Consider the following 19,293-nt stretch of genomic DNA (forward strand, 5'->3'; position numbering starts at 1 on the left):
CACCTCAAGCTGAGGCTTTGACTTTTGGTGCGGCCGGTTTGTGAGCCAGGTTGTAATTATTATGTAAACAGATTGCTAACGCGCAGCTTCTCCATTAAACCTGTATTCAACAGGTCAGACCTCTTACAACTTACGGAGCGTTAGTTATGATGGTTCTCAGTATCGTGGCCACGATCGTCTTGATCGGCGCACTCTTTTATCACCGCGTAAACCTGCTGCTGAGCAGTGCGATCATGCTCGCCTGGACAGCTGCGTGGTCATTCGCGCATCTCTGGACGCCGTGGCTGCTGATCCCGCTGGCGATTATTCTGCTTCCTTTCAACCTTTTGCCACTGCGTCGGGCGATGTTCTCTAAATCCATGCTGCGCACCTTCCAGAAGGTGATGCCACCGATGTCCCGCACCGAGAAAGAAGCGATCGAGGCCGGCACCACCTGGTGGGAAGGCGACCTTTTCCGCGGGACGCCGGACTGGCAGAAGCTGCACAACTACCCGCAGCCACGGCTGAGCGAAGAGGAACAGGCGTTCCTTGAAGGCCCGGTTGAGGAAGCCTGCCGGATGGCCAATGATTTCCAGATCACCCACGAAATGGCCGATCTGCCGCCGGAGCTGTGGGCCTATCTGAAAGAGCACCGCTTCTTTGCGATGATCATTAAGAAAGAGTACGGCGGGCTGGCCTTCTCGGCTTACGCTCAGGCGCGGGTGCTGCAGAAACTGGCTGGCGTCTCAGGGATCCTGGCGATCACCGTGGGCGTGCCGAACTCACTCGGCCCTGGCGAACTGTTGCAGCATTACGGCACCGATGAGCAAAAAGATCATTATCTGCCGCGCCTGGCGCGCGGTGACGAAATTCCGTGCTTTGCCCTGACCAGTCCGGAAGCGGGTTCGGATGCCGGTGCTATTCCGGATACGGGCGTGGTGTGCATGGGCAACTGGCAGGGTCAGCAAGTGCTGGGCATGCGCCTGACCTGGAATAAACGCTATATCACCCTCGCCCCGGTCGCTACCGTGCTGGGTCTGGCCTTTAAGCTGTCGGATCCTGAGCATCTGCTGGGTCAGACCGAAGAGCTGGGCATCACCTGCGCGCTGATCCCGACCGATACCGCCGGCGTGGAAATCGGTACACGCCACTTCCCGCTTAACGTGCCGTTCCAGAACGGACCGACGCGCGGAAACGATATCTTTGTGCCAATTGATTACATCATTGGCGGGCCGAAAATGGCCGGTCAGGGCTGGCGGATGCTGGTGGAATGTCTGTCGGTGGGACGCGGCATCACCCTGCCATCAAACTCCACCGGCAGCCTGAAAAGTATTGCGCTGGCGATTGGTGCTTATGCGCATATCCGTCGTCAGTTCCGCCTGCCGATTGGCAAGATGGAAGGGATTGAAGAGCCATTGGCGCGCATCGCCGGGAATGCTTATGTGATGGATGCCGCGGCCACGCTGATCACCTCCGGCATTATGCTGGGTGAAAAACCGGCGGTGCTGTCTGCCATCGTCAAATATCACTGTACCCACCGTGGGCAGCGCGCCATTGTCGATGCGATGGATATCGCCGGCGGGAAAGGCATTATGTTAGGTAAAAGCAACTTCCTGGCGCGGGCTTATCAGGGCGCGCCGATTGCCATTACCGTCGAAGGGGCCAACATCCTTACCCGCAGCATGATCATCTTTGGTCAGGGCGCGATCCGTTGCCATCCTTATGTGCTGGAAGAGATGGCCGCCGCACAGAGCAACGACGTGGTGAAGTTTGATAAAGCCCTGTTCAGCCATGTTGGTCACGTGGGCAGCAACCAGATGCGCAGCCTGTGGCTGGGTCTGACCGGCGGACGCACCAGCGCCTCGCCAACCCGCGATGCCACGCGCCGTTACTATCAGCATCTGAATCGCCTGAGCGCCAATATGGCCCTGCTGTCGGACATTTCGATGTCGGTGCTGGGCGGTAGCCTGAAGCGTCGGGAGCGCATTTCGGCCCGTCTGGGCGATGTGCTAAGCCAGCTGTACCTGGCCTCGGCGGCGTTGAAGCGTTATGAAGATGAAGGCCGTAACGAAGCCGATCTGCCGCTGGTGCATTGGGGGGTTCAGGATGCGTTGAATCAGGCGGAAATCGCCATTGACGATCTGCTGCGTAACTTCCCTAACCGTCTGGTGGCGGGTGTGTTACGCCTGACCGTGTTCCCGCTGGGCCGTCATTGCCGTGCACCTTCAGATCGTCTGGATCATCAGCTGGCGCGTATTCTGCAAATTCCATCGGCCACCCGCACCCGTCTGGGCCGTGGCATGTACCTGAAGCCGACCGAGCATAACCCTGCCGGTCAGCTTGAAGAGGCGCTGGCCGATGTGATGGCCGCCGAAACCATCCACGATCGCCTGTGTAAACAGCAGAAGAAACACCTGCCGTTTACCCGTCTGGATGAGCTGGCTAAGCAAGGCTTGCAGGAGAAATGGCTGAGCGAGGAGGAAGCGAGCGTGCTGATCCGTGCGGAAGCCAGCCGTCTGCGTTCCATCAACGTTGATGAGTTTGAACCTGAAGCGTTGGCGACCCAGCCGGTAAAAAAGGCGCTGCCGGTGGTGCAGGCTGAGCCACAGCAACCGCGCAAAACCGAAGCGGCCTGATCGCTAACGTAATGAAAAAGGCCGGAAACTTTCCGGCCTTTTTTGAGCCTTTCACCCTGTGGGCATCATGCCGACAGGGATAATCCGCTGGCTCAGCCGTTCTGACGCACGCGGGCAATCAGCGCATCGCTGTCGGCGATACGATCGGCCGCCAGGATCAAGGTCCGGCCCAGCGTGATGCACTGGCGGACGCACTCAACGCGCATGGTGTCGTCTTTAATGGTTTTAATGTCGGCGATCTGCGAAATGCCCACGGTGCGGCGGATCATTTCCACGCCACAGAAGCCCAGCGTATCCCGCCAGATTTTCTGCAAAAACGCCGCCGCATAGCCCGGATAGGCCAGCGCGCGATCGGTGGTTTTCTCCGCCGCCAGCGCGAGAAATCCTTCGGCAAAACTTTTCCACGCGGCACTGACGTCACGCAGGCGCTTTTCGCGCACGTCTGCCGCTTCACGCGGAGCCAGCAGGCCCGGCAAGGCGCAGTAGTTCAACAACAGGTTGCCGAGCGCGCTGCCGACATCAAAGCCAATCGGACCGTAATAACCAAACTCGGCATCAATGACTTTCAGGCTGCCTTCGGCGACAAAAATCGACCCGCTGTGCACATCGCCATGCAGCAAGGCTTCAGCGTTCGACAGGAAGCAATGCTTCAGTGCCGCCACTTTCAGACGCAGCTCATCGTCGGTCCGCAAGGAGGCGACCAACGGCTCAAGCGCCGGGGCATAGGCGTTACGCTCGTGAATTTCGTAAGGCTCATCGAAGAACAGGTCTTCGGTCATCTGGCACAGTTCAGGGTTAGTGAAGCGGATGACATCGGCTTTTTTCTGATGAGGATGCTGATGGAAATCAGAGGTATGGAACAGGGTCTGCGCCAGATATTCCCCGAGCTGCGAGGCGGCCTGAGGATAGTCCACGCCTTTAACCTGCTCACCGCGCCAGATGGCATGGCTGGAGAGATCTTCCATCACCATCACCGCCAGCACAGGATCGTAATGCAGGATTTTTACCGTATGCGCCGGGCAGAATGTGCCGTGCACCTTCAGCACTTCGGCTTCAATACGCGCACGGTCTAAGGTCAGCGGCCAGGACTCGCCGACGCAACGCACATACGGCAACGCCTGCTTGACGATTACCCGGCTGACGCCTTCGCTGTCGAAGATTTTAAAGACGAGGTTCAGGTTACCATCACCGATTTCCTGTGACTCCACCAGACTCTCTGGATTTTCAACGCCGCCGAACTGGCGGGCATAGTCCACGGCATCCGCTGCAGTGAAGGTACGGTATTGCGACATTAACTCATCCTCATCAAAACGTTCCAGTCTGCCCATCGCTTATCGTGCGAGCCTTTTTCGCGCAAATTTGTTGCGCAAGCCGTTCAGACGTCTATACATCCGTTCCGCATGTTGGCACAATATGCCCTGATTACGCAACCAGGATTTAACCTTCATGCAGACACTGAGCACAACCAGCTTACAAGTTCGTGATAACCAGCTTTGGATCCTCGATCAGCAGGCGCTACCGCAGAAAAAAATCTGGTGCCCAACGCCAGACGTCGCTGAACTGGTTGGTCATATTAAAGCCTTGAGAGTGCGCGGTGCGCCGCTGATTGGCCTCTCCGCCAGCCTGCTGCTGGCCCTGTTAGCTGAAAATGGGCTGAGCAAAACCGAACTGGCCGAGGCGCTGGAGGTGTTGCGCGCGTCACGGCCAACCGCCGTCAACCTGATGAACAATCTGGACCGCATGAAGCAGGCGTTAGCGCAGGAGAATTTTGTGACCGCGCTGACCTTTGAAGCCCTGCGCCTGGTGGAAGAAGACAAAGCCTTGTGTGACAACATTGCCACCGCTGGCGCGAAGTTGATTACGCCGGGCAGCCGCCTGCTAACCCATTGTAATACCGGTGGTCTGGCAACCGCAGGCGTGGGCACCGCGCTGGGGGTGATTTCGCGCGGCTGGCAGGAAGGCAACGTAGCGAACGTCTGGGTCGATGAAACCCGTCCGTTGTTGCAGGGCGGACGCCTAACCGCTTGGGAGCTGGGTGAGCTGGGCGTGCCGTACCGCCTGATTTGCGACAGCATGGCGGCCAGCCTGATGGCGCAGAAACAGGTTGATGCGATTTGGGTGGGTGCAGATCGCATTGCCGCCAATGGCGATGTGGCGAATAAAATCGGCACCTACAGCCTGGCGGTGCTGGCGAACTATCACGGCATCCCGTTCTACGTTGCCGCGCCACATACCACGCTTGATCCCGCCTGCCCGGATGGCAACGCAATTCCTATCGAGCAGCGCGCAGCCAGCGAAGTGACCGGCGTAGCGGGCAGTTTTGGTGACGTGCAGTGGGCACCGGAAGATGCGCAGGTTTACAACCCGGCATTCGATGTGACGCCTGCTTCGCTTATCAGCGGTTGGGTGCTGGATACGGGAGTGGTCACGCCCGCACAGGTTGAGGCCGGGATTTTCCAGCCTTCCCGCCCGACCGCATAACATTCCCCCTTTGCCATACGCTGCTGCTGGCAAAGGGGATTTCCGTGCGTTGCGATTAGCTAAACACCCCCACCACCACGGCCGCCAGCAGGCAGTAACCACCAAACAGGTGCCATCTGCCGTGTTCAAGCCAGCGTGAAAGCCAGCGCAGCGCCAGCAAACCGGACAGGAAGCTGAACACCATCCCCACCAGCGACGGCACCAGGATCCCGCTCATCGCCCCATGACCACCGGCAGCAGCGGCCTGGCCACCGTGCTGATAGACTCTGACCACTTCCTTAATAATCACCGGCGGCGTTAACGCCACGGCCAGCGCAAAGCTGAACTCTTCCGCCCGTTTGCGGGACACGCCAGACGCCATCCCGGCAGAAATCGTTGCACCTGAACGCGAAAAACCGCGAAACGGCAGGCAGAGTCCCTGAACGATGCCGACGATCATCGCGCTCTTTGGGCTTAGCTCGCCGTCTTTATTCTCTTTCTGTCTGGCTGAATAGAGGATCAACAGCCCCGCCGCCGCCAGTCCTCCCGCTATCAGTTTGGTATTACTGAACAGCTGTTCGATTTCAAAGTCCGGCGCGTTGTTGGCATACAGCGCGGTAATCACTTTTAATAACACCAGCCCGACAATGCCGGTACACAGGCTGGCTAAAAATATCAGCAGCATATTCTTTTTAAATGCCCGAACTGAGCTGAAATAGGTTTCTACCCAACTCTTCCAGAAATACACAATCACCGCAAACATGGTTCCGGCGTGAAGCATCACCAGTAGCAACGTCATATCCGGGGCGGAAGGATCCAGCCCCAATAACTTCTCGGTCATGATCACGTGAGCCGAGCTGGAGACCGGCAGCAGTTCTGCCAGCCCCTGCACGACGGCCAGCAGCAGTACATGGAATAAGCTCAAGACATTCTCCCTCTGTGAAATAAAGATGACGTTTTTATGGCAGGCAAATGCCCACAAAAAATACACAACGGCCCTTAAATTATCACAGCGGTTTATTTCTGCTCCTGAGCTAAATCTTATTCACCCGGCACGTTTAACTCCCGGCTAGGTTGGCGGCCTGAATTAAGAAACGACCTGGGCGAAAGCCGCTTTCGCCCATATTCTTAGCAAGCGGTTAAGGCAGACGCGGATAGGCATCCGCGATGGTGTCGCCGGTGAAATTGGCGATCCACCCTTCCTGATTATCAAAGATGCGGATCGCGGTGAAATGTGGTGCTGATCCCATATCAAACCAGTGCGGCGTCCCGGCAGGGACAGAAATCAGATCGTTCTTCTCGCAAAGGATCTGATAAATGTGCCCATCCAGATGCAGGCAGAACAAGCCCGCGCCTTCCACAAAGAAACGCACTTCATCTTCGCCATGCGTATGCTCAGAGAGGAACTTTCCGCGCAGAACCTCTTTCTGTGGGTTGTCGGCACGCATGCTGATCACGTCCCAGCTCTGATACCCTTTTTCAGCCACCAGCTTGTCGATAGCGTGCTGATACGCGTTAATCACCGTTTCCGCTGACGGGTTTTCGCCCAGATCGCGGTCGGCTTCCCAGCGCTCGAAACGCACGTCTTTGGCATTCAGTCTCTGGCGGATCTCTTCAGCGTCTGTGCTGTGCCACACGGGGGTGGTCGCTTCGCTGTCAGTAAAAATAGTCAGTGCACTCATGAGGAAAACAGCTCCAGGTTGATCTGATCAAAACGGTTTACCTGACGATGGCGGCTTTCGGCATCCGCTTCGCCGCGTAGTAACTGCACGGTGTTCCAGCCCGCGTCCTGTGCGGCATCCAACTCCTGGTGTATATCAGATAAGAACAGCAACTCGTGGGCTGGCAGGTCGATTTCTGCCGCAATATTGCGGTAGGACTGCACCTCACGTTTGGCGCCGACATGGGTATCAAAATAGCCGCTGAACAGGCTAGTGATATCACCCTCATCGCTGTAGCCAAATAATAATTTCTGCGCAGCGACCGAGCCTGAGGAATAAATATAAAGATCAACGCCTTGCTGCTTCCATTTTTCCAGAGCTGGCAATACGTCCGGGTACAGGTGGCCAGTGAAGCTGCCGCTGACGTAGCCATCGTGCCAGACCATGCCCTGGAGGGCTTTCAACGCCGTTGATTTGCGGTCTTCATCCATAAAACCAAACAGCGCAGCGATCAGTTCATCGACCGTTGCCTGTGGCTGCGCCAATTCGGCACGCAGATCGGTTAAGGCTTGCGCCACGTCTTCACGGTGCTGAAAAGCGGTGACAAATGCCGACAGATTCTCGCGGGCATAGGGGAACAAGACGTTGTGAACAAAGCGAATATCGCTGGTCGTTCCTTCAATATCGGTGATAATCGCGCGGATCATTTGGCCTCCAGCACACGACGTTGTAATTCACACTGGAACAGGAATTCCAGACCTTCAAGATGACGACGCGCTTCATTGACATCCTTTCCCCAGCAGGTCAGCCCGTGGCCACGCAGTAAAAAGCCGTAACGCAGCGGGGTGTGTTCGGCAAACTGCGCAATCCGCACCGCCAGCGCATCAATATCCTGATCGTTATCGAACAGCGCAATCGGCACGGCATCAAGGTGCGAGGTCTGCCCGACGAGGGTTTTCTGCATTTCATAGCCCTGCAACACTAATGCGGCGCCCTTCTCAACCCGGGAAAGTACGGTGGCGTTGACGGTATGGGTATGCAGCACGGCACCAGCCTCAGGAAACAGGCGATAGAGTAAGGTATGAAGCCCGGTTTCCGCCGACGGTTTGCGCCCTGATGGCACCCGATTGCTGGCGATATCCACCTGGATAAAGTCATCACGCGTCAGCGCGCCTTTATCTTTGCCCGATTCACTCAGCAGGCAGTATTCACTGTCCTGACGCACCGACATATTGCCGCCGGTTGCCGGTGCCCACCCTTTTGCACCGATCCAGTGACAGGCCGCCACCAACTGATCCAACTGCGGGGTTATGCTCATACCTTTCCTTATTGAACCGGTTATTTTCCGGCCTTTTAGTGGCATTTAGACGTCTAAGCGTCTCGATTGCCAAATAGTAGCATCGACGCTATAGTGGCAGCAACACAGGGTTAACACATCATAAAAACCGTTATTCAAGGGTTAACATTCATGAGCCAGACACCATGCGTTCCCGAGAGCAAACTGCCTGCTCTGGGTACCACCATCTTCACGCAAATGAGCGCCCTGGCGCAGCAGCATAACGCCATCAATCTTTCGCAGGGTTTCCCAGATTTCGACGGTCCGGACTATCTGAAAGCCCGCCTGGCGCATCATGTCAGCCAGGGTGCGAATCAGTATGCGCCGATGACCGGTGTCCAGCCGCTGCGTGATGCTATCGCGGCCAAAACCGCCGAGCTGTATGGCTACCAACCTGACAGCAACAGCGAAGTGACGGTGACCTCTGGCGCAACCGAAGCGCTGTATGCGGCGATCACCGCGCTGGTGCGTCCGGGTGACGAAGTGATCTGTTTTGACCCAAGCTATGACAGCTATGCCCCGGCGGTGACGCTGGCCGGTGGCGTGATGAAGCGCATTGCTTTGCAGCCGCCAGCATTTCGGGTCGACTGGCAGGCATTTTCTGCCCTGCTGTCGCCGCGCACCCGACTGGTGATCCTGAATACGCCGCACAACCCTTCCGCCACCGTCTGGCAGAAAAGCGATTTTGAGTCGCTGTGGCAGGCGGTAAAAGCGCAGGAAATCTATGTGCTGAGTGACGAAGTGTATGAGCACATCTGCTTCGATCCGCAAGGTCATGCCAGCGTGCTGGCGCATGCCGAGCTGCGCGAGCGGGCGATTGCCGTGTCGTCTTTCGGTAAGACCTTCCATATGACCGGCTGGAAAGTGGGTTACTGCGTGGCCCCGGCGGCGCTGACGGCGGAAGTGCGTAAGGTGCATCAGTACCTGACGTTCTCGGTAAACACCCCTGCGCAGCTGGCGTTAGCCGATATGCTGACGGCAGAGCCTGAGCACTACCGCGAGCTGCCGGATTTCTATCGTGCCCGCCGCGATGTTTTCGTGCAGGCGCTGGCTAAAAGCCGCCTGGAAGTGCTGCCGTGTGAAGGCACCTATTTCCTGCTGGCCGATTACAGTGCGGTCTCGGACCTCAACGACGTCGAATTCTGTCAGTGGCTGACGAAGGAAGTGGGCGTCGCCGCCATTCCGCTGTCGGTGTTCTGTGCGGATGCCTTCCCCCATAAACTGATCCGCCTGTGCTTCGCCAAACAGGAAGCCACGCTGATTGCTGCTGCGGAGCGCCTGTGTCAACTTTAAACCTGACGGTATTACAGCAACCGCTGGTGTGGATGGATGGCGAAGCGAACCTCGCCTTCTTCGACACCCTGTTAGCGGATTTGCATGGCAAGGATCTGATTATCCTGCCAGAGATGTTCACCACCGGCTTTGCGATGGAAGCGGCCAAAAGCTCGCTGCCGCAGGCGCGGGTGATCGAATGGCTGCAGGAAAAAGCAAAAGCGACTAAAGCGATGGTCGGCGGCAGCGCGGCGATTCAGACCGAAAAAGGTGCCGTGAATCGCTTCCTGCTGGTTGAACCGGAAGGCAAGGTCCATCAGTACGATAAACGCCACCTGTTCCGCATGGCAGATGAACATCATCACTATCTGGCTGGCGATCGCCGTGAAATCATCGAATGGCGCGGCTGGCGTATTCTGCCGCAGATATGCTACGACCTGCGCTTCCCGGTGTTTTCCCGCAACAGCAATGATTATGACCTGGCACTGTACGTCGCCAACTGGCCTGCTCCCCGTGCCGCGCACTGGCAGGCATTGCTGCTGGCGCGCGCAATTGAAAATCAGGCGTATATCGCCGGATGCAATCGCGTCGGCACCGATGGCAATAACCATCAGTACAGCGGTGACAGCCGGATCATCAGCCCGCAGGGTGAAATCCTGTCGGCGGGTGAAGCCCATCAGCCTGCCATTCTTCATGCCGAGCTGTCGCTGGAGAACCTGCGCGAATACCGCGAGAAGTTCCCCGCCTGGCGCGATGCCGACGCCTTTAGCCTGTAGCTAACCGCGGGAAAGGCGTGCTGACTCAGCTCCCGCGGTAAGTGGACCACGACCAGGGTGAAATCAGGAATGGCAGATGGTAATGCCCACCCTGTTCGGGCAATACGAAGTCGATTTGCGCGCTGGCATACAGCGTTTCGCGCCCGCTGGCGGCAAAGTAGCTGGCGAGGTCGGCCACCAGCCGATACTGTCCCGCCCCCACGCCTTCCGGGGTTAAGTCCTTGATACGGCCATCAGCATCGGTATGGCCTTTGCTGACCGGCTGCCAGCCGTTGCTGCCGTGCTGCTCCAGTGAAATCGACACGCCGGTGGCCGGTTTGCCCACTGCGGTGTCCAGCACGTGCGTGGTAATGGTGTTCATATAAAAGTCTCCTTCAAACGCAGCAGCGTAATTTCTCGCAGTTGCTGCAGGGCTTCCTGCTGCTCCTGCTGCGGATCGTTCGCCAGCCGCCGTACCAGCTCTGAAAGCATCTCTTCACCGCTGCGGCCTTTCGCGCGGATCAAAAATACCCGGCCAAAGTGTTCTTCGTAGGCGGCATTACCCGCCTGAAGGGCCTGTTTAAGTGCCACATCGTCTGCGTTAACGCTGGACTGCTCGCCGCGGGAAAGCGTGGCTTCTTTACCTGTTCCCTGCGCTTTTTCACCAATGCGCGGATGGGCAGACAACGCCTGGTTGAGCGCCTGCGCGTCCCACTCTCCGGCCAGTGCATTCGCCGTGGTCAACAGTGATTCCAGTGACGCAAAGGGGCGTGCGGCCACCAGCGCCTCAGACCAGGCGGCAATCGCCACGCAGTGCGCAATCTGCTGCTTCGCGTCCAAAGCGGCGGCCTGATTAAACTGTTCAAGGCTCATTTCACGCCTCCCGACGCCACGTCAAACACCACCCGGGTATACGCCTGAATCGCCTGCGCGACATCCTTTTCCATCACCGCCTCGGCGGGATGATGACTAATACCGCGATCGTTACGCACGAACAGCATACCCACCGGCCAGCGTTCGGCAATGGCGATGGCGTCATGCCCTGCGCCGCTCGGTAATGAAACACTGCGGCCCTGTACGCCGGAAACGGCACGGCTTAACGCCGCCTGCAGGCCGTCATCACAGCGCGTCGCCGGGATGTGATAATACTCTTCGGCGCGGAAGGCAAGTCCACGGCGCAGCGCAATGGCTTCGGCCTGAGTCAGCAGATCGGACAGCAGTTCCGCCAGCGGCAGATCGTCCGGCCCACGCACATCCAGCGTCAGCGCGACGTCACCGGGGATGACGTTTACCGCGCCAGGGGAACACTGAAGCGTGCCCACCGTCGCCACCAGCTGAGGACTGTGTTTCGGCGTGGTCTGCTCAATAAAGACCATCCATTCGGCAGCGGCCGCCAGCGCATCTTTGCGGTGCGACATCGGCACCGTGCCGGCATGACCGGCTTCACCGACAAACTGGCAGTTCAGACGGCGGGCACCATTGATCGCCGTCACCACGCCCAGCGCCAGATCTTCCTGCTCCAGGCAAGGTCCCTGCTCAATATGCAGCTCCAGATAGGCCACAATCTCGCTGACATCGCGGGCGGCCTGCTGGATTTTTTCGCCGTCCAGCCCAATATCGGCCATCGCCTGGGCGACGGTAATGCTGTTGCCATCCGGATGGGTGACCCAGCTTTCCGGCCAGGTGCCGGTAATGCCCCGGCTGCCGAGCAGGGTGATACCAAAACGGGTGCCTTCTTCATCGCCAAAGCCAACGATTTCAATCGCCAGCGGCAGACGTTGCTGCTGTTGATGCAGCGCCTGCACGGTTTCGATGGCGGTCAGGACGCCCAACATGCCGTCATAGCGGCCGGCATTGCGTACGGTATCGAGGTGCGATCCCAGCAGCAGCGCCTGTGCGCCGGTTTCCAGCCCTTCGTAGCGTCCGCAGATATTGCCGACGCTATCCTGCCAGACGCGCATCCCGGCTTCGCGCATCCACTCGCCCACCAGCGCATTGGCCTGCATATGCTCAGGTGACAGGTAAACGCGTGTCAGCATGCCGGGCGTTTCGCTGATCTCCGCCAGCCGATCGCAACGTGCCATCACCCGGGCGGCCGCCTGCGCCGCGCTGGCGGCATTCATCAGGCCGTCGCTCATCAGTTGCTCCCACGGGCGTAATGATCCCAGGCGGACTGCATCGCCGCGCCCTGCGGGGTTTTGTAGCCCAGATGGGTCAGCACCGATTCCAGCGCGCTGAGGGTTTGCATCACGCAGTCTTTACGCGCGTTGTAGCCCATGGTGCCAATGCGCCAGACCTTGCCGTGCAGCGGACCAAACGAGGTGCCGATTTCAATGCCGAAATCTTCCAGCATCAGCTTGCGCGCCTGGTCGCCGTTGATACCTTCCGGGATCACCACGCCGAGCACGTTGTTCATTTTGTGTTTCAGGTTGCCGAAGGTGGCGAGGCCCATCCCCTGAATGCCTTTCAGCATCGCATCACCATGCAGTTTGTGACGGGCGATGCCGTTATCGAGGCCTTCCTGCAGGATCAGACGCGCGCACTCACGCGCGCCGAACAGCGCGCTGGTGGCTTCGGTGTGGTGGTTTAACCGCTCCGGTCCCCAGTAATCCATGATCATTCCGAGATCGAAATAGTTTGAGTAGATCATCTCGTCATCGCCGTCCTGATGGGCCGCGGTGCGAATGCCTTCCTCGACGCATTTGCGCTTGCGGATCGCCGCTTCCATTTCCGGGCTTAAGGTCACTGGCGAGGTGCCCGAAGGGCCGCCAAGACATTTCTGCATGCCCGCAGAGACCGCATCCAGTCCCCAGGCATCGGTTTCCAGCGCGTTACCGGCAAACGACGCCGTGGCATCGGTGTAGAACAGCACGCCGTATTTTTTACAGATCGCACCCAGCTCTTCCAGCGGTTGCAGCATGGTGGTCGAGGTATCGCCCTGCACGGTCAGCAGCAGGCGCGGTTTCACTTTTTTGATCGCATCTTCGATCTGATCCGGCGTGAAGACTTCACCCCATGGCACTTCAATGGTGTGCACTTCTGCCCGGCAGCGACGGGCTATCTCACACAGCAGATGGCCAAAGCGGCCAAACACTGGCACCAGCACCTTATCGCCAGGGCGGATCGCCGACAGCAGGATCGCTTCGATCCCGGCGCGTGAGGTGCCGTCGATCAGCAGGGTCCACTTGTTTTCGGTGCGAAACACGCCGCGATAGAGTTCCATCACTTCATTCATGTAATGGGTCATCGCCGGATCGTACTGTCCCAGCAGCTGGCTGGACATCGCGCGCAGCACGCGCGGATCGGCATTGATCGGTCCCGGCCCCATCAACAGGCGTTGTGGCGGGTTAATCTGTGGGTATTTGGTGATATCCATCTGCTCTTTCCTTTTTGGTCTGAACCGGCGCGATTAACTTAAGCCACGCACCGAGGAGATAAACTGTTTAAGTTCCTGCGTCTGCGGATTGGCGAACAGGCTTTTGCTGTCGCCCTGCTCCCAGACGCGGCCCTGATGCATAAACACCACGCGGTCGCCCACTTCACGGGCAAAGTTCATTTCGTGGGTCACCAGGATTAAGGTCATGCCTTCTTTGGCTAACTGCTCCAGCACCTTCAGCACTTCGCCCACCAGCTCCGGATCCAGCGCCGAGGTAATTTCATCGCACAGCAGCACTTTCGGCGTCATGGCCAGCGCTCGGGCAATCGCCACGCGCTGCTGCTGTCCGCCGGACAGGTTGGCCGGGAAGTAATCCATACGGTCGCCCAGGCCGACTTTTTCCAGCATCTGGGCGGCCAGCGCGCGGCATTCCGCTTCGCTCTTTTTTAATACACGGCGCGGGGCCAGCATCACGTTTTCCAGCGCGGTCATATGCGGAAACAGGTTGAAGTTCTGGAACACCATGCCGATTGAACTGCTGATTTCACGCGCCTGCGAATCGCGGTTGGTGATGGTCATGCCGCCCAGCTTAATGCTGCCTTCCTGATAGCCTTCCAGTCCGTTCATACAGCGCAGCAAGGTACTTTTGCCCGAGCCGCTGCGGCCGATAATGGAGATCACTTGCCCCATATCGATATCGAGATCCACGCCTTTCAGCACGTGGTTCTCGCCATAATATTTCTGCACCTGATTAATGGTGATGAGCGGCATTGAATTTCTTCTCCAGGTACTGGCTGTAACGGGACAGCGGATAACACATCAGGAAGTAGCCCAGCGCTACCAGCCCGAAAACTTTGAACGGTTGATAGGTCACGTTATTCAGGATGGTGCCGGCTTTGGTCAACTCGATAAAACCGATAATCGACGCCAGCGCGGTGCCTTTAATCACCTGAACGGCAAAGCCGACGGTGGGCGCAATGCCAATCCGCAACGCCTGCGGTAACACCACGCGAAATAAGGTCTGACCGAAGTTGAGGCCCAGACAGCGTGAGGCTTCCCATTGCCCTTTTGGCAGCGCCAGAATACTGCCGTGCCAGATATCCACCAGAAACGCGCTGGTGTAAAAGGTTAACGCCAGCGAGGCCGCCGTCCACGGGGACACATCAATGCCAAATAACGCCACGCCAAAGAACGCCAGGAATAGCTGCATCAGCAGCGGCGTGCCCTGAAACAGTTCGGTGTAGCCGCGGATCAGCCGGTTCGGCCAGCGGCGGCGGGTTAACCGCACCATCACCAGCGGCAGCGCGACCACCGTGCCGCCAAAGAACGCGGTCAGCGACAGTAAAATTGTCCAGCGGGCAGCCAGCAGCAAATTGCGCAGGATGTCCCAATCGGTAAAGGTATTCATCCCTGGGCGCTCCCTAACCATTTACGGCCTGCGGCCAGCAGCAGCTGACGCATCACAATCGACAACGCCAGATAGATCAGCGTGGTCACCAGATAAACTTCAAAACTTAAAAACGTGCGCGACTGGATCAGGTTGGCGGCAAAGGTCAGCTCTTCATAAGAGACCTGCGACACCACCGACGAGCCAAGCATCACGATAATGCACTGGCTGACCAGCGCCGGGTAAATGCGCTTCAGCGATGGCGGCAGCACCACCCGCATAAAGGTTTGCAGTCGGGTTAAGCCCAACACGCGTCCGGCTTCCCACTGCCCTTTCGGCGTTACCTGGATGCCGGCGCGGATAATCTCGGTGCTGTATGCGCCGAGGTTAATCAGCATCGCCAGCAGCGCCGCCTCGCCAGCGGTCAGCTTCAGCCCCAGGTTTGGCAGGCCAAAGACGATAAAGAACAGCTGAACCACAAACGGCGTGTTGCGGATCAGCTCGACATAGCCGCCCCACAGGCGACTCACCAGCGAGGGCTTGCCGCTACGCAGCGCGGCGCCGAGGATCCCCAGTGAGACGCCACCCACGGTCGCCAGTACGGTCAGCTGGATGGTGACCCACAAGCCGGAAAGCAGTTCCGGCCAGTAGGGCCAAAGAGCGGGAAAGTTCAGTTGCCCAATCATTGCCTGCCCTTACGCGCCCAGATCTGCAGGCAGTGGCGCTTTCAACCACTCTTCAGACAGACCGTTCAGCGTTTTGTCTTTGATCGCCTGCTCAATCAGCGCGTCCACCTTGGTTTTCAGTGCCGGCTCATCTTTGCGCATGCCGATAAAGCACGGTGAATCCTTCAGCATAAATTTCGCCACCGGCGCTTTGTCGGCATTCTGGCGGGCAATCGCTGCCACCACCAGGTTACCGGTCGCCACGTACTGCACCTGACCAGACAGGTAGGCAGACAGCGTGGTGTTGTTATCTTCATAACGCTTCAGCTGCGTGTCTTTCGGTGCCACGTCGGTCAGCACCATGTCTTCCACCGCACCACGCGTCACGCCAATGGTTTTGCCGCTCAACGCCGCAGCATCTTTGAGCTGCGCGTCTTTCGGTCCAAACACCCCAAGGAAGAACGGTGCATAGGCCCGGCTGAAGGCGATAACTTTTTCGCGCTCCGGGTTTTTACCCATGCTGGAGATCACCAGATCCACTTTGTCGGTCTGCAGATAAGGCACGCGGTTGGCACTGGTCACCGGCACCAGCTGCAACTTAAGTTTCATCTGCTTCGCCAGGTATTTCGCCATATCAATATCGTAGCCCTGCGGCTGCAAATCGGTACCCACTGAGCCAAACGGCGGGAAGTCCTGAGGAACGGCCACCCGCAGAACGCCACGTTTTTCAATGTCCTGCAGCTGATCGGCCATTGCCTGCGTCACCTGCGTCAACATCAGTGCCGCGCCAACCATTGCCAGTAATGCTTTCTTCATTAGGTGTTCCCCGAGTAATAAAACATGAAACGAAAGATTCTTGAAGAATTTATTTGCAACTAATGTGCCAGCGAGAATAAAAGGCGGAGAATTTTTTGCGGCGGCAAGCCGCGTGCGGGATGGCGGGGTGGATAAGGCGATAAAAACCGCGCTGAAACCGGAAGTTAAGGTTTTAGTAGCAGTAATTCGCCTGGCAATCGTTTGCTATTGCGCCAGAAGCCCGCGTCAATCGGGCGGGAATGATGAAAGGGTATAGCGATGGTCCAGCGCCCTATAAACAGGCAAAGCACCAAAATGGTGCCCCATTAGCGCTGTTCCAGTTCGTCCAGATGGCTGTAAAGGTCGGCGATTTGATGAATGCGCTGGCGTCCTTCGGTTAAAAGTTCATGCAGCACGGCATTGGCCAGCAGGTTGATTAAGCTGTTGGCTGAGGCGTAACTGTCAAAGGCGGAAACGCTGTCCAGCGGGGCACAAAGCTGCCAGCGTGCCAGTGCAATAATGGCCTGCGCCTGCGGTTCACAGATCACCAGCGTGGGGATGCCATCATGCTGCAGCTGTTGCAGTAACGGCTTGATAATGCGAGGGCGACGACGGAAGGCCAGCACCACCACCATATCCTCCTGCGTCACTTCCACCAGCTCTTCAGACAGCGTCTGGCCGGGCTGCGGCAGCACCTGAATGCCGCCCCGCGCCTGCAATAACTGCTGGCGGAAGTGCAGCGCCACCGGATAGGCGTTGCGCAGCCCGACCACAAATACGCGCTTACTGTTGGCCAGATGCTGAACCACTTCACCAAACTGAGCGCTATCCACCTCGTTAACCCACTGGGTGAGATTGGCCATTTCCTGCTTGTAGTGGCGGGCCAGCAGCGTGTTGCCCTGCACGGCGTCACGGTTGTCGGTTAACGGCATTCCGCTTTGGCGCAGCGTGCGCAGTTCATCGCGCATATCCTTATATTTTTCATAGCCTAAGCGCTTGAAAAGGCGACTCACCGTCGCCTTGGATACGCCGCTCAGGCGGGCCAGCTCGGCGCTGTTGTAGCTGATCAAATCATCAAAGTGATCGAAAACAAAATCCCCTACCCGTTGCTCCTGCGGCGAGAGCTGCGGATAGTGACTTCTGAGACGCTCATCGAGCTGCTTCATGGTATTGACCTTGTAACTTTTGTTTCAGAGAACCTAACATATACAAATAACGTGCCCATCCGGGGAAGTCATTCTGCCGTCAGACGAGAAATTTGTCTCTCTCTTCCGCGCCGGCCGGCAGTTTTCCACGCTTAAGCGCCCTGATTCTGAAAAACTGGAACATCTCTTGCTTCATTGTTCCCCTGTAACCCTAAAAAAAGAGACTGGAATGATTCAGAGTAATATCGCCCCGCTGGGCATGGCCGTGGCGCCGCACCATCTGGCAAGTGAAAGCGCGCTGGCCGTCTTACGCGAAGGCGGCAATGCCATTGAAGCGATGGTGGCCGCCGCCGCGACAATTGCCGTGGTCTACCCGCACATGAATGGATTGGGCGGAGACGGCTTCTGGGTGATCGTGCCGCCAAAGGGTGACCCGATTGCCATCGACGCCAGCGGCGCTGCCGGTTCGCTCGCCGATCGCGCCTTCTATGAGGGCCTCGCGTCGATTCCGCATCGTGGCCCTAAAGCGGCGCTGACCGTGGCCGGCACCGTCAGCGGTTGGGCTGAAGCGTTAACGATTTCAGCCGAGTTTGGCGGCACGCCCACCCCGGTTGCCCGGTTACTGGCCGATGCCATCCGTTATGCTGCCGATGGCATTCCCGTCACTCAATCACAGTCTGCCGCCACCGAAAGCAAATACCATGAGCTGGCGAAGCAGCCTGGCTTCGCTCACACCTACCTGCCTGATGGCGAAGTGCCGAAAGCGGGCAGCCGCTTCACTCAGCCGGAGCTGGCGAATACCCTCAGCCTGCTGACGGAAGACGGGCTGGAGAGTTTTTATCGCGGTCCGCTGGCCAATAAGCTGGCCAGCGAGATGTCACGCCTGGGGATGCCGGTCACGCTGGAAGACCTGAATAATCACCGCGCTAAGCGCCGGGTGCCGCTGCGCATTCAGCATCAGTATGGCGAAGTCTACAATATGACGCCGCCAACCCAGGGGCTGGTGTCTCTGGCGATCCTTGGCATTACCGACCGCTTGAATATGGCGGAAGCCGATGAAGCCCAGACCGTGCACCGCATTGTCGAAGCGACCAAACTCGCCTTCAGCCTGCGCGATCGCTACATCACCGACCCGCTGCATATGCGCGAAGAGATGCAGGCGCTGCTGGATTCCGACGTGCTGGCCACCCTGGCGAACCAGGTCGATGAGCAGAAAGCTGCGCCCTGGGGAACGGGCAAAGGTCCGGGCGACACCGTGTGGATGGGCGTAATGGACAGCAGCGGCATGGCCGTGTCATTTATACAGAGCATTTATCACGAGTTTGGCAGCGGCGTGGTGCTGCCCGACACCGGCATTACCTGGCAGAACCGCGGCGCGGCATTCAGCCTTGATCCTGACCATCTGTTAACGCTGGTGCCCGGCAAACAGCCGTTCCATACGCTGAATCCTGCCGCCGCGCGCCTGAATGATGGCCGCACCATGGTGTATGGGTCGATGGGCGGAGATGGACAGCCGCAAACGCAGGCCGCCATTTTCACCCGTCACGTGGTTCAGGGTATGCCGCTTCAGCAGTGCATCAGTGCACCGCGCTGGCTGCTCGGCCGCACCTGGGGCCAGGCCTCCGATTCACTGAAGCTGGAAAGCCGTTTTTCCGAACAGACCTTTGCACAACTTCGCGCATTGGGTCACGACGTTGAAGCCCTGCCCGACTACAGCGAGGCCGTTGGTCACGCCGGCGCCATCGTCCGGCATACCAACGGCATGCTGGAAGGGGCATGTGACCCAAGAAGCAACGGCAGCGCTGCCGGTTTTTAACAGGAGAGGA

At 58.1% G+C, this 19,293-nt stretch carries 19 protein-coding genes; 5 read left to right on the forward strand and 14 right to left on the reverse strand.

What is annotated here, in order from left to right:
* Nucleotides 1-146: 146 nt before the first annotated feature.
* Nucleotides 147-2,615, forward strand: a complete 2,469-nt coding sequence (fadE, locus tag AC1UKS_RS17340) for an acyl-CoA dehydrogenase FadE (protein ID WP_053141683.1) — start codon at nt 147-149, stop codon at nt 2,613-2,615.
* Between the two features lie 92 nt (nt 2,616-2,707).
* Here the strand turns inward: fadE and mtnK are convergent, their stop codons facing one another.
* Nucleotides 2,708-3,907, reverse strand: a complete 1,200-nt coding sequence (gene mtnK / locus AC1UKS_RS17345) for an S-methyl-5-thioribose kinase (RefSeq protein WP_482437023.1) — start codon at nt 3,905-3,907, stop codon at nt 2,708-2,710.
* Nucleotides 3,908-4,061: 154 nt separating this feature from the next.
* On the opposite strand from mtnK, the gene mtnA reads away from it, so the two are divergent.
* Nucleotides 4,062-5,096, forward strand: coding sequence for an S-methyl-5-thioribose-1-phosphate isomerase (gene mtnA / locus AC1UKS_RS17350; RefSeq protein ID WP_265909447.1), 1,035 nt, complete (start codon nt 4,062-4,064; stop codon nt 5,094-5,096).
* 55 nt (nt 5,097-5,151) lie between these two features.
* Here mtnA and AC1UKS_RS17355 read toward each other — a convergent pair whose 3' ends face one another.
* The 4 genes from AC1UKS_RS17355 to AC1UKS_RS17370 form a co-directional block, all read right to left on the reverse strand.
* On the reverse strand, nt 5,152-6,000 hold the full coding sequence (locus AC1UKS_RS17355; protein ID WP_482434660.1) for an undecaprenyl-diphosphate phosphatase: 849 nt from the start codon (nt 5,998-6,000) through the stop codon (nt 5,152-5,154).
* A gap of 214 nt (nt 6,001-6,214) precedes the next feature.
* Entirely contained in the window at nt 6,215-6,757 is a 543-nt protein-coding gene (locus AC1UKS_RS17360) for a 1,2-dihydroxy-3-keto-5-methylthiopentene dioxygenase (RefSeq protein WP_482434661.1), read from the reverse strand.
* The gene (gene mtnC, locus AC1UKS_RS17365; RefSeq protein WP_482434662.1) at nt 6,754-7,443 is read right to left on the reverse strand and encodes an acireductone synthase; all 690 of its coding nucleotides are present in this window, start codon (nt 7,441-7,443) and stop codon (nt 6,754-6,756) included. The genes AC1UKS_RS17360 and mtnC overlap by 4 nt, the downstream gene beginning before the upstream one ends.
* On the reverse strand, nt 7,440-8,054 hold the full coding sequence (locus AC1UKS_RS17370; protein ID WP_482434663.1) for a methylthioribulose 1-phosphate dehydratase: 615 nt from the start codon (nt 8,052-8,054) through the stop codon (nt 7,440-7,442). The genes mtnC and AC1UKS_RS17370 overlap by 4 nt, the downstream gene beginning before the upstream one ends.
* A gap of 150 nt (nt 8,055-8,204) precedes the next feature.
* Here AC1UKS_RS17370 and AC1UKS_RS17375 point away from each other — a divergent pair, with 150 nt between their 5' ends.
* Nucleotides 8,205-9,365, forward strand: coding sequence for a pyridoxal phosphate-dependent aminotransferase (locus AC1UKS_RS17375; RefSeq protein WP_482434664.1), 1,161 nt, complete (start codon nt 8,205-8,207; stop codon nt 9,363-9,365).
* Nucleotides 9,353-10,120: an amidohydrolase gene (locus AC1UKS_RS17380; RefSeq protein ID WP_482434665.1), complete on the forward strand. Its 768-nt coding sequence runs from the start codon at nt 9,353-9,355 to the stop codon at nt 10,118-10,120. Before AC1UKS_RS17375 ends, AC1UKS_RS17380 begins: the two co-directional genes overlap by 13 nt.
* A gap of 25 nt (nt 10,121-10,145) precedes the next feature.
* Here AC1UKS_RS17380 and uraH read toward each other — a convergent pair whose 3' ends face one another.
* From uraH to hpxU, 9 genes are all read right to left on the reverse strand, one after another.
* Entirely contained in the window at nt 10,146-10,481 is a 336-nt protein-coding gene (gene uraH, locus AC1UKS_RS17385; protein WP_482434666.1) for a hydroxyisourate hydrolase, read from the reverse strand.
* The gene (gene uraD / locus AC1UKS_RS17390) at nt 10,478-10,972 is read right to left on the reverse strand and encodes a 2-oxo-4-hydroxy-4-carboxy-5-ureidoimidazoline decarboxylase (RefSeq protein WP_482434667.1); all 495 of its coding nucleotides are present in this window, start codon (nt 10,970-10,972) and stop codon (nt 10,478-10,480) included. The genes uraH and uraD overlap by 4 nt, the downstream gene beginning before the upstream one ends.
* A complete protein-coding gene (gene hpxK, locus AC1UKS_RS17395; RefSeq protein ID WP_482434668.1) occupies nt 10,969-12,237 on the reverse strand; it encodes an allantoate amidohydrolase in 1,269 nt (422 codons plus the stop codon). The genes uraD and hpxK overlap by 4 nt, the downstream gene beginning before the upstream one ends.
* Nucleotides 12,237-13,475, reverse strand: a complete 1,239-nt coding sequence (locus tag AC1UKS_RS17400) for a pyridoxal-phosphate-dependent aminotransferase family protein (RefSeq protein WP_482434669.1) — start codon at nt 13,473-13,475, stop codon at nt 12,237-12,239. Before AC1UKS_RS17400 ends, hpxK begins: the two co-directional genes overlap by 1 nt.
* Before the next feature lie 33 nt (nt 13,476-13,508).
* On the reverse strand, nt 13,509-14,246 hold the full coding sequence (locus AC1UKS_RS17405; RefSeq protein ID WP_041691915.1) for an amino acid ABC transporter ATP-binding protein: 738 nt from the start codon (nt 14,244-14,246) through the stop codon (nt 13,509-13,511).
* On the reverse strand, nt 14,227-14,883 hold the full coding sequence (locus tag AC1UKS_RS17410; protein ID WP_482434670.1) for an amino acid ABC transporter permease: 657 nt from the start codon (nt 14,881-14,883) through the stop codon (nt 14,227-14,229). The genes AC1UKS_RS17405 and AC1UKS_RS17410 overlap by 20 nt, the downstream gene beginning before the upstream one ends.
* A complete protein-coding gene (locus tag AC1UKS_RS17415; RefSeq protein WP_013200894.1) occupies nt 14,880-15,548 on the reverse strand; it encodes an amino acid ABC transporter permease in 669 nt (222 codons plus the stop codon). The genes AC1UKS_RS17410 and AC1UKS_RS17415 overlap by 4 nt, the downstream gene beginning before the upstream one ends.
* Before the next feature lie 9 nt (nt 15,549-15,557).
* Nucleotides 15,558-16,343 (reverse strand): transporter substrate-binding domain-containing protein, encoded by a 786-nt coding sequence (locus AC1UKS_RS17420; protein WP_013200893.1) that lies wholly within the window; start codon nt 16,341-16,343, stop codon nt 15,558-15,560.
* 305 nt (nt 16,344-16,648) lie between these two features.
* Nucleotides 16,649-17,488 (reverse strand): MurR/RpiR family transcriptional regulator HpxU, encoded by an 840-nt coding sequence (hpxU, locus tag AC1UKS_RS17425; RefSeq protein ID WP_265909458.1) that lies wholly within the window; start codon nt 17,486-17,488, stop codon nt 16,649-16,651.
* A gap of 208 nt (nt 17,489-17,696) precedes the next feature.
* On the opposite strand from hpxU, the gene AC1UKS_RS17430 reads away from it, so the two are divergent.
* Nucleotides 17,697-19,283 carry a gamma-glutamyltransferase family protein gene (locus tag AC1UKS_RS17430; protein ID WP_482434671.1) on the forward strand — a complete coding sequence of 529 codons (1,587 nt, stop codon included), beginning with the start codon at nt 17,697-17,699 and terminating at the stop codon, nt 19,281-19,283.
* Nucleotides 19,284-19,293 lie beyond the last annotated feature (10 nt).

It is taken from the genome of Erwinia sp. AK-PDG3-5 (assembly GCF_056821705.1).

Coding starts and splice junctions, on each gene's coding strand:
- fadE (WP_053141683.1), top strand. CDS start 147: ATGATGGTTCTCAGTATCGTGGCCACGATCGTCTTGATCGGCGCACTC.
- mtnK (WP_482437023.1), bottom strand. CDS start 3,907: ATGTCGCAATACCGTACCTTCACTGCAGCGGATGCCGTGGACTATGCC.
- mtnA (WP_265909447.1), top strand. CDS start 4,062: ATGCAGACACTGAGCACAACCAGCTTACAAGTTCGTGATAACCAGCTT.
- AC1UKS_RS17360 (WP_482434661.1), bottom strand. CDS start 6,757: ATGAGTGCACTGACTATTTTTACTGACAGCGAAGCGACCACCCCCGTG.
- mtnC (WP_482434662.1), bottom strand. CDS start 7,443: ATGATCCGCGCGATTATCACCGATATTGAAGGAACGACCAGCGATATT.
- AC1UKS_RS17370 (WP_482434663.1), bottom strand. CDS start 8,054: ATGAGCATAACCCCGCAGTTGGATCAGTTGGTGGCGGCCTGTCACTGG.
- AC1UKS_RS17375 (WP_482434664.1), top strand. CDS start 8,205: ATGAGCCAGACACCATGCGTTCCCGAGAGCAAACTGCCTGCTCTGGGT.
- uraH (WP_482434666.1), bottom strand. CDS start 10,481: ATGAACACCATTACCACGCACGTGCTGGACACCGCAGTGGGCAAACCG.
- uraD (WP_482434667.1), bottom strand. CDS start 10,972: ATGAGCCTTGAACAGTTTAATCAGGCCGCCGCTTTGGACGCGAAGCAG.
- hpxK (WP_482434668.1), bottom strand. CDS start 12,237: ATGAGCGACGGCCTGATGAATGCCGCCAGCGCGGCGCAGGCGGCCGCC.
- AC1UKS_RS17400 (WP_482434669.1), bottom strand. CDS start 13,475: ATGGATATCACCAAATACCCACAGATTAACCCGCCACAACGCCTGTTG.
- AC1UKS_RS17405 (WP_041691915.1), bottom strand. CDS start 14,246: ATGCCGCTCATCACCATTAATCAGGTGCAGAAATATTATGGCGAGAAC.
- AC1UKS_RS17410 (WP_482434670.1), bottom strand. CDS start 14,883: ATGAATACCTTTACCGATTGGGACATCCTGCGCAATTTGCTGCTGGCT.
- AC1UKS_RS17415 (WP_013200894.1), bottom strand. CDS start 15,548: ATGATTGGGCAACTGAACTTTCCCGCTCTTTGGCCCTACTGGCCGGAA.
- AC1UKS_RS17420 (WP_013200893.1), bottom strand. CDS start 16,343: ATGAAGAAAGCATTACTGGCAATGGTTGGCGCGGCACTGATGTTGACG.
- hpxU (WP_265909458.1), bottom strand. CDS start 17,488: ATGAAGCAGCTCGATGAGCGTCTCAGAAGTCACTATCCGCAGCTCTCG.
- AC1UKS_RS17430 (WP_482434671.1), top strand. CDS start 17,697: ATGATTCAGAGTAATATCGCCCCGCTGGGCATGGCCGTGGCGCCGCAC.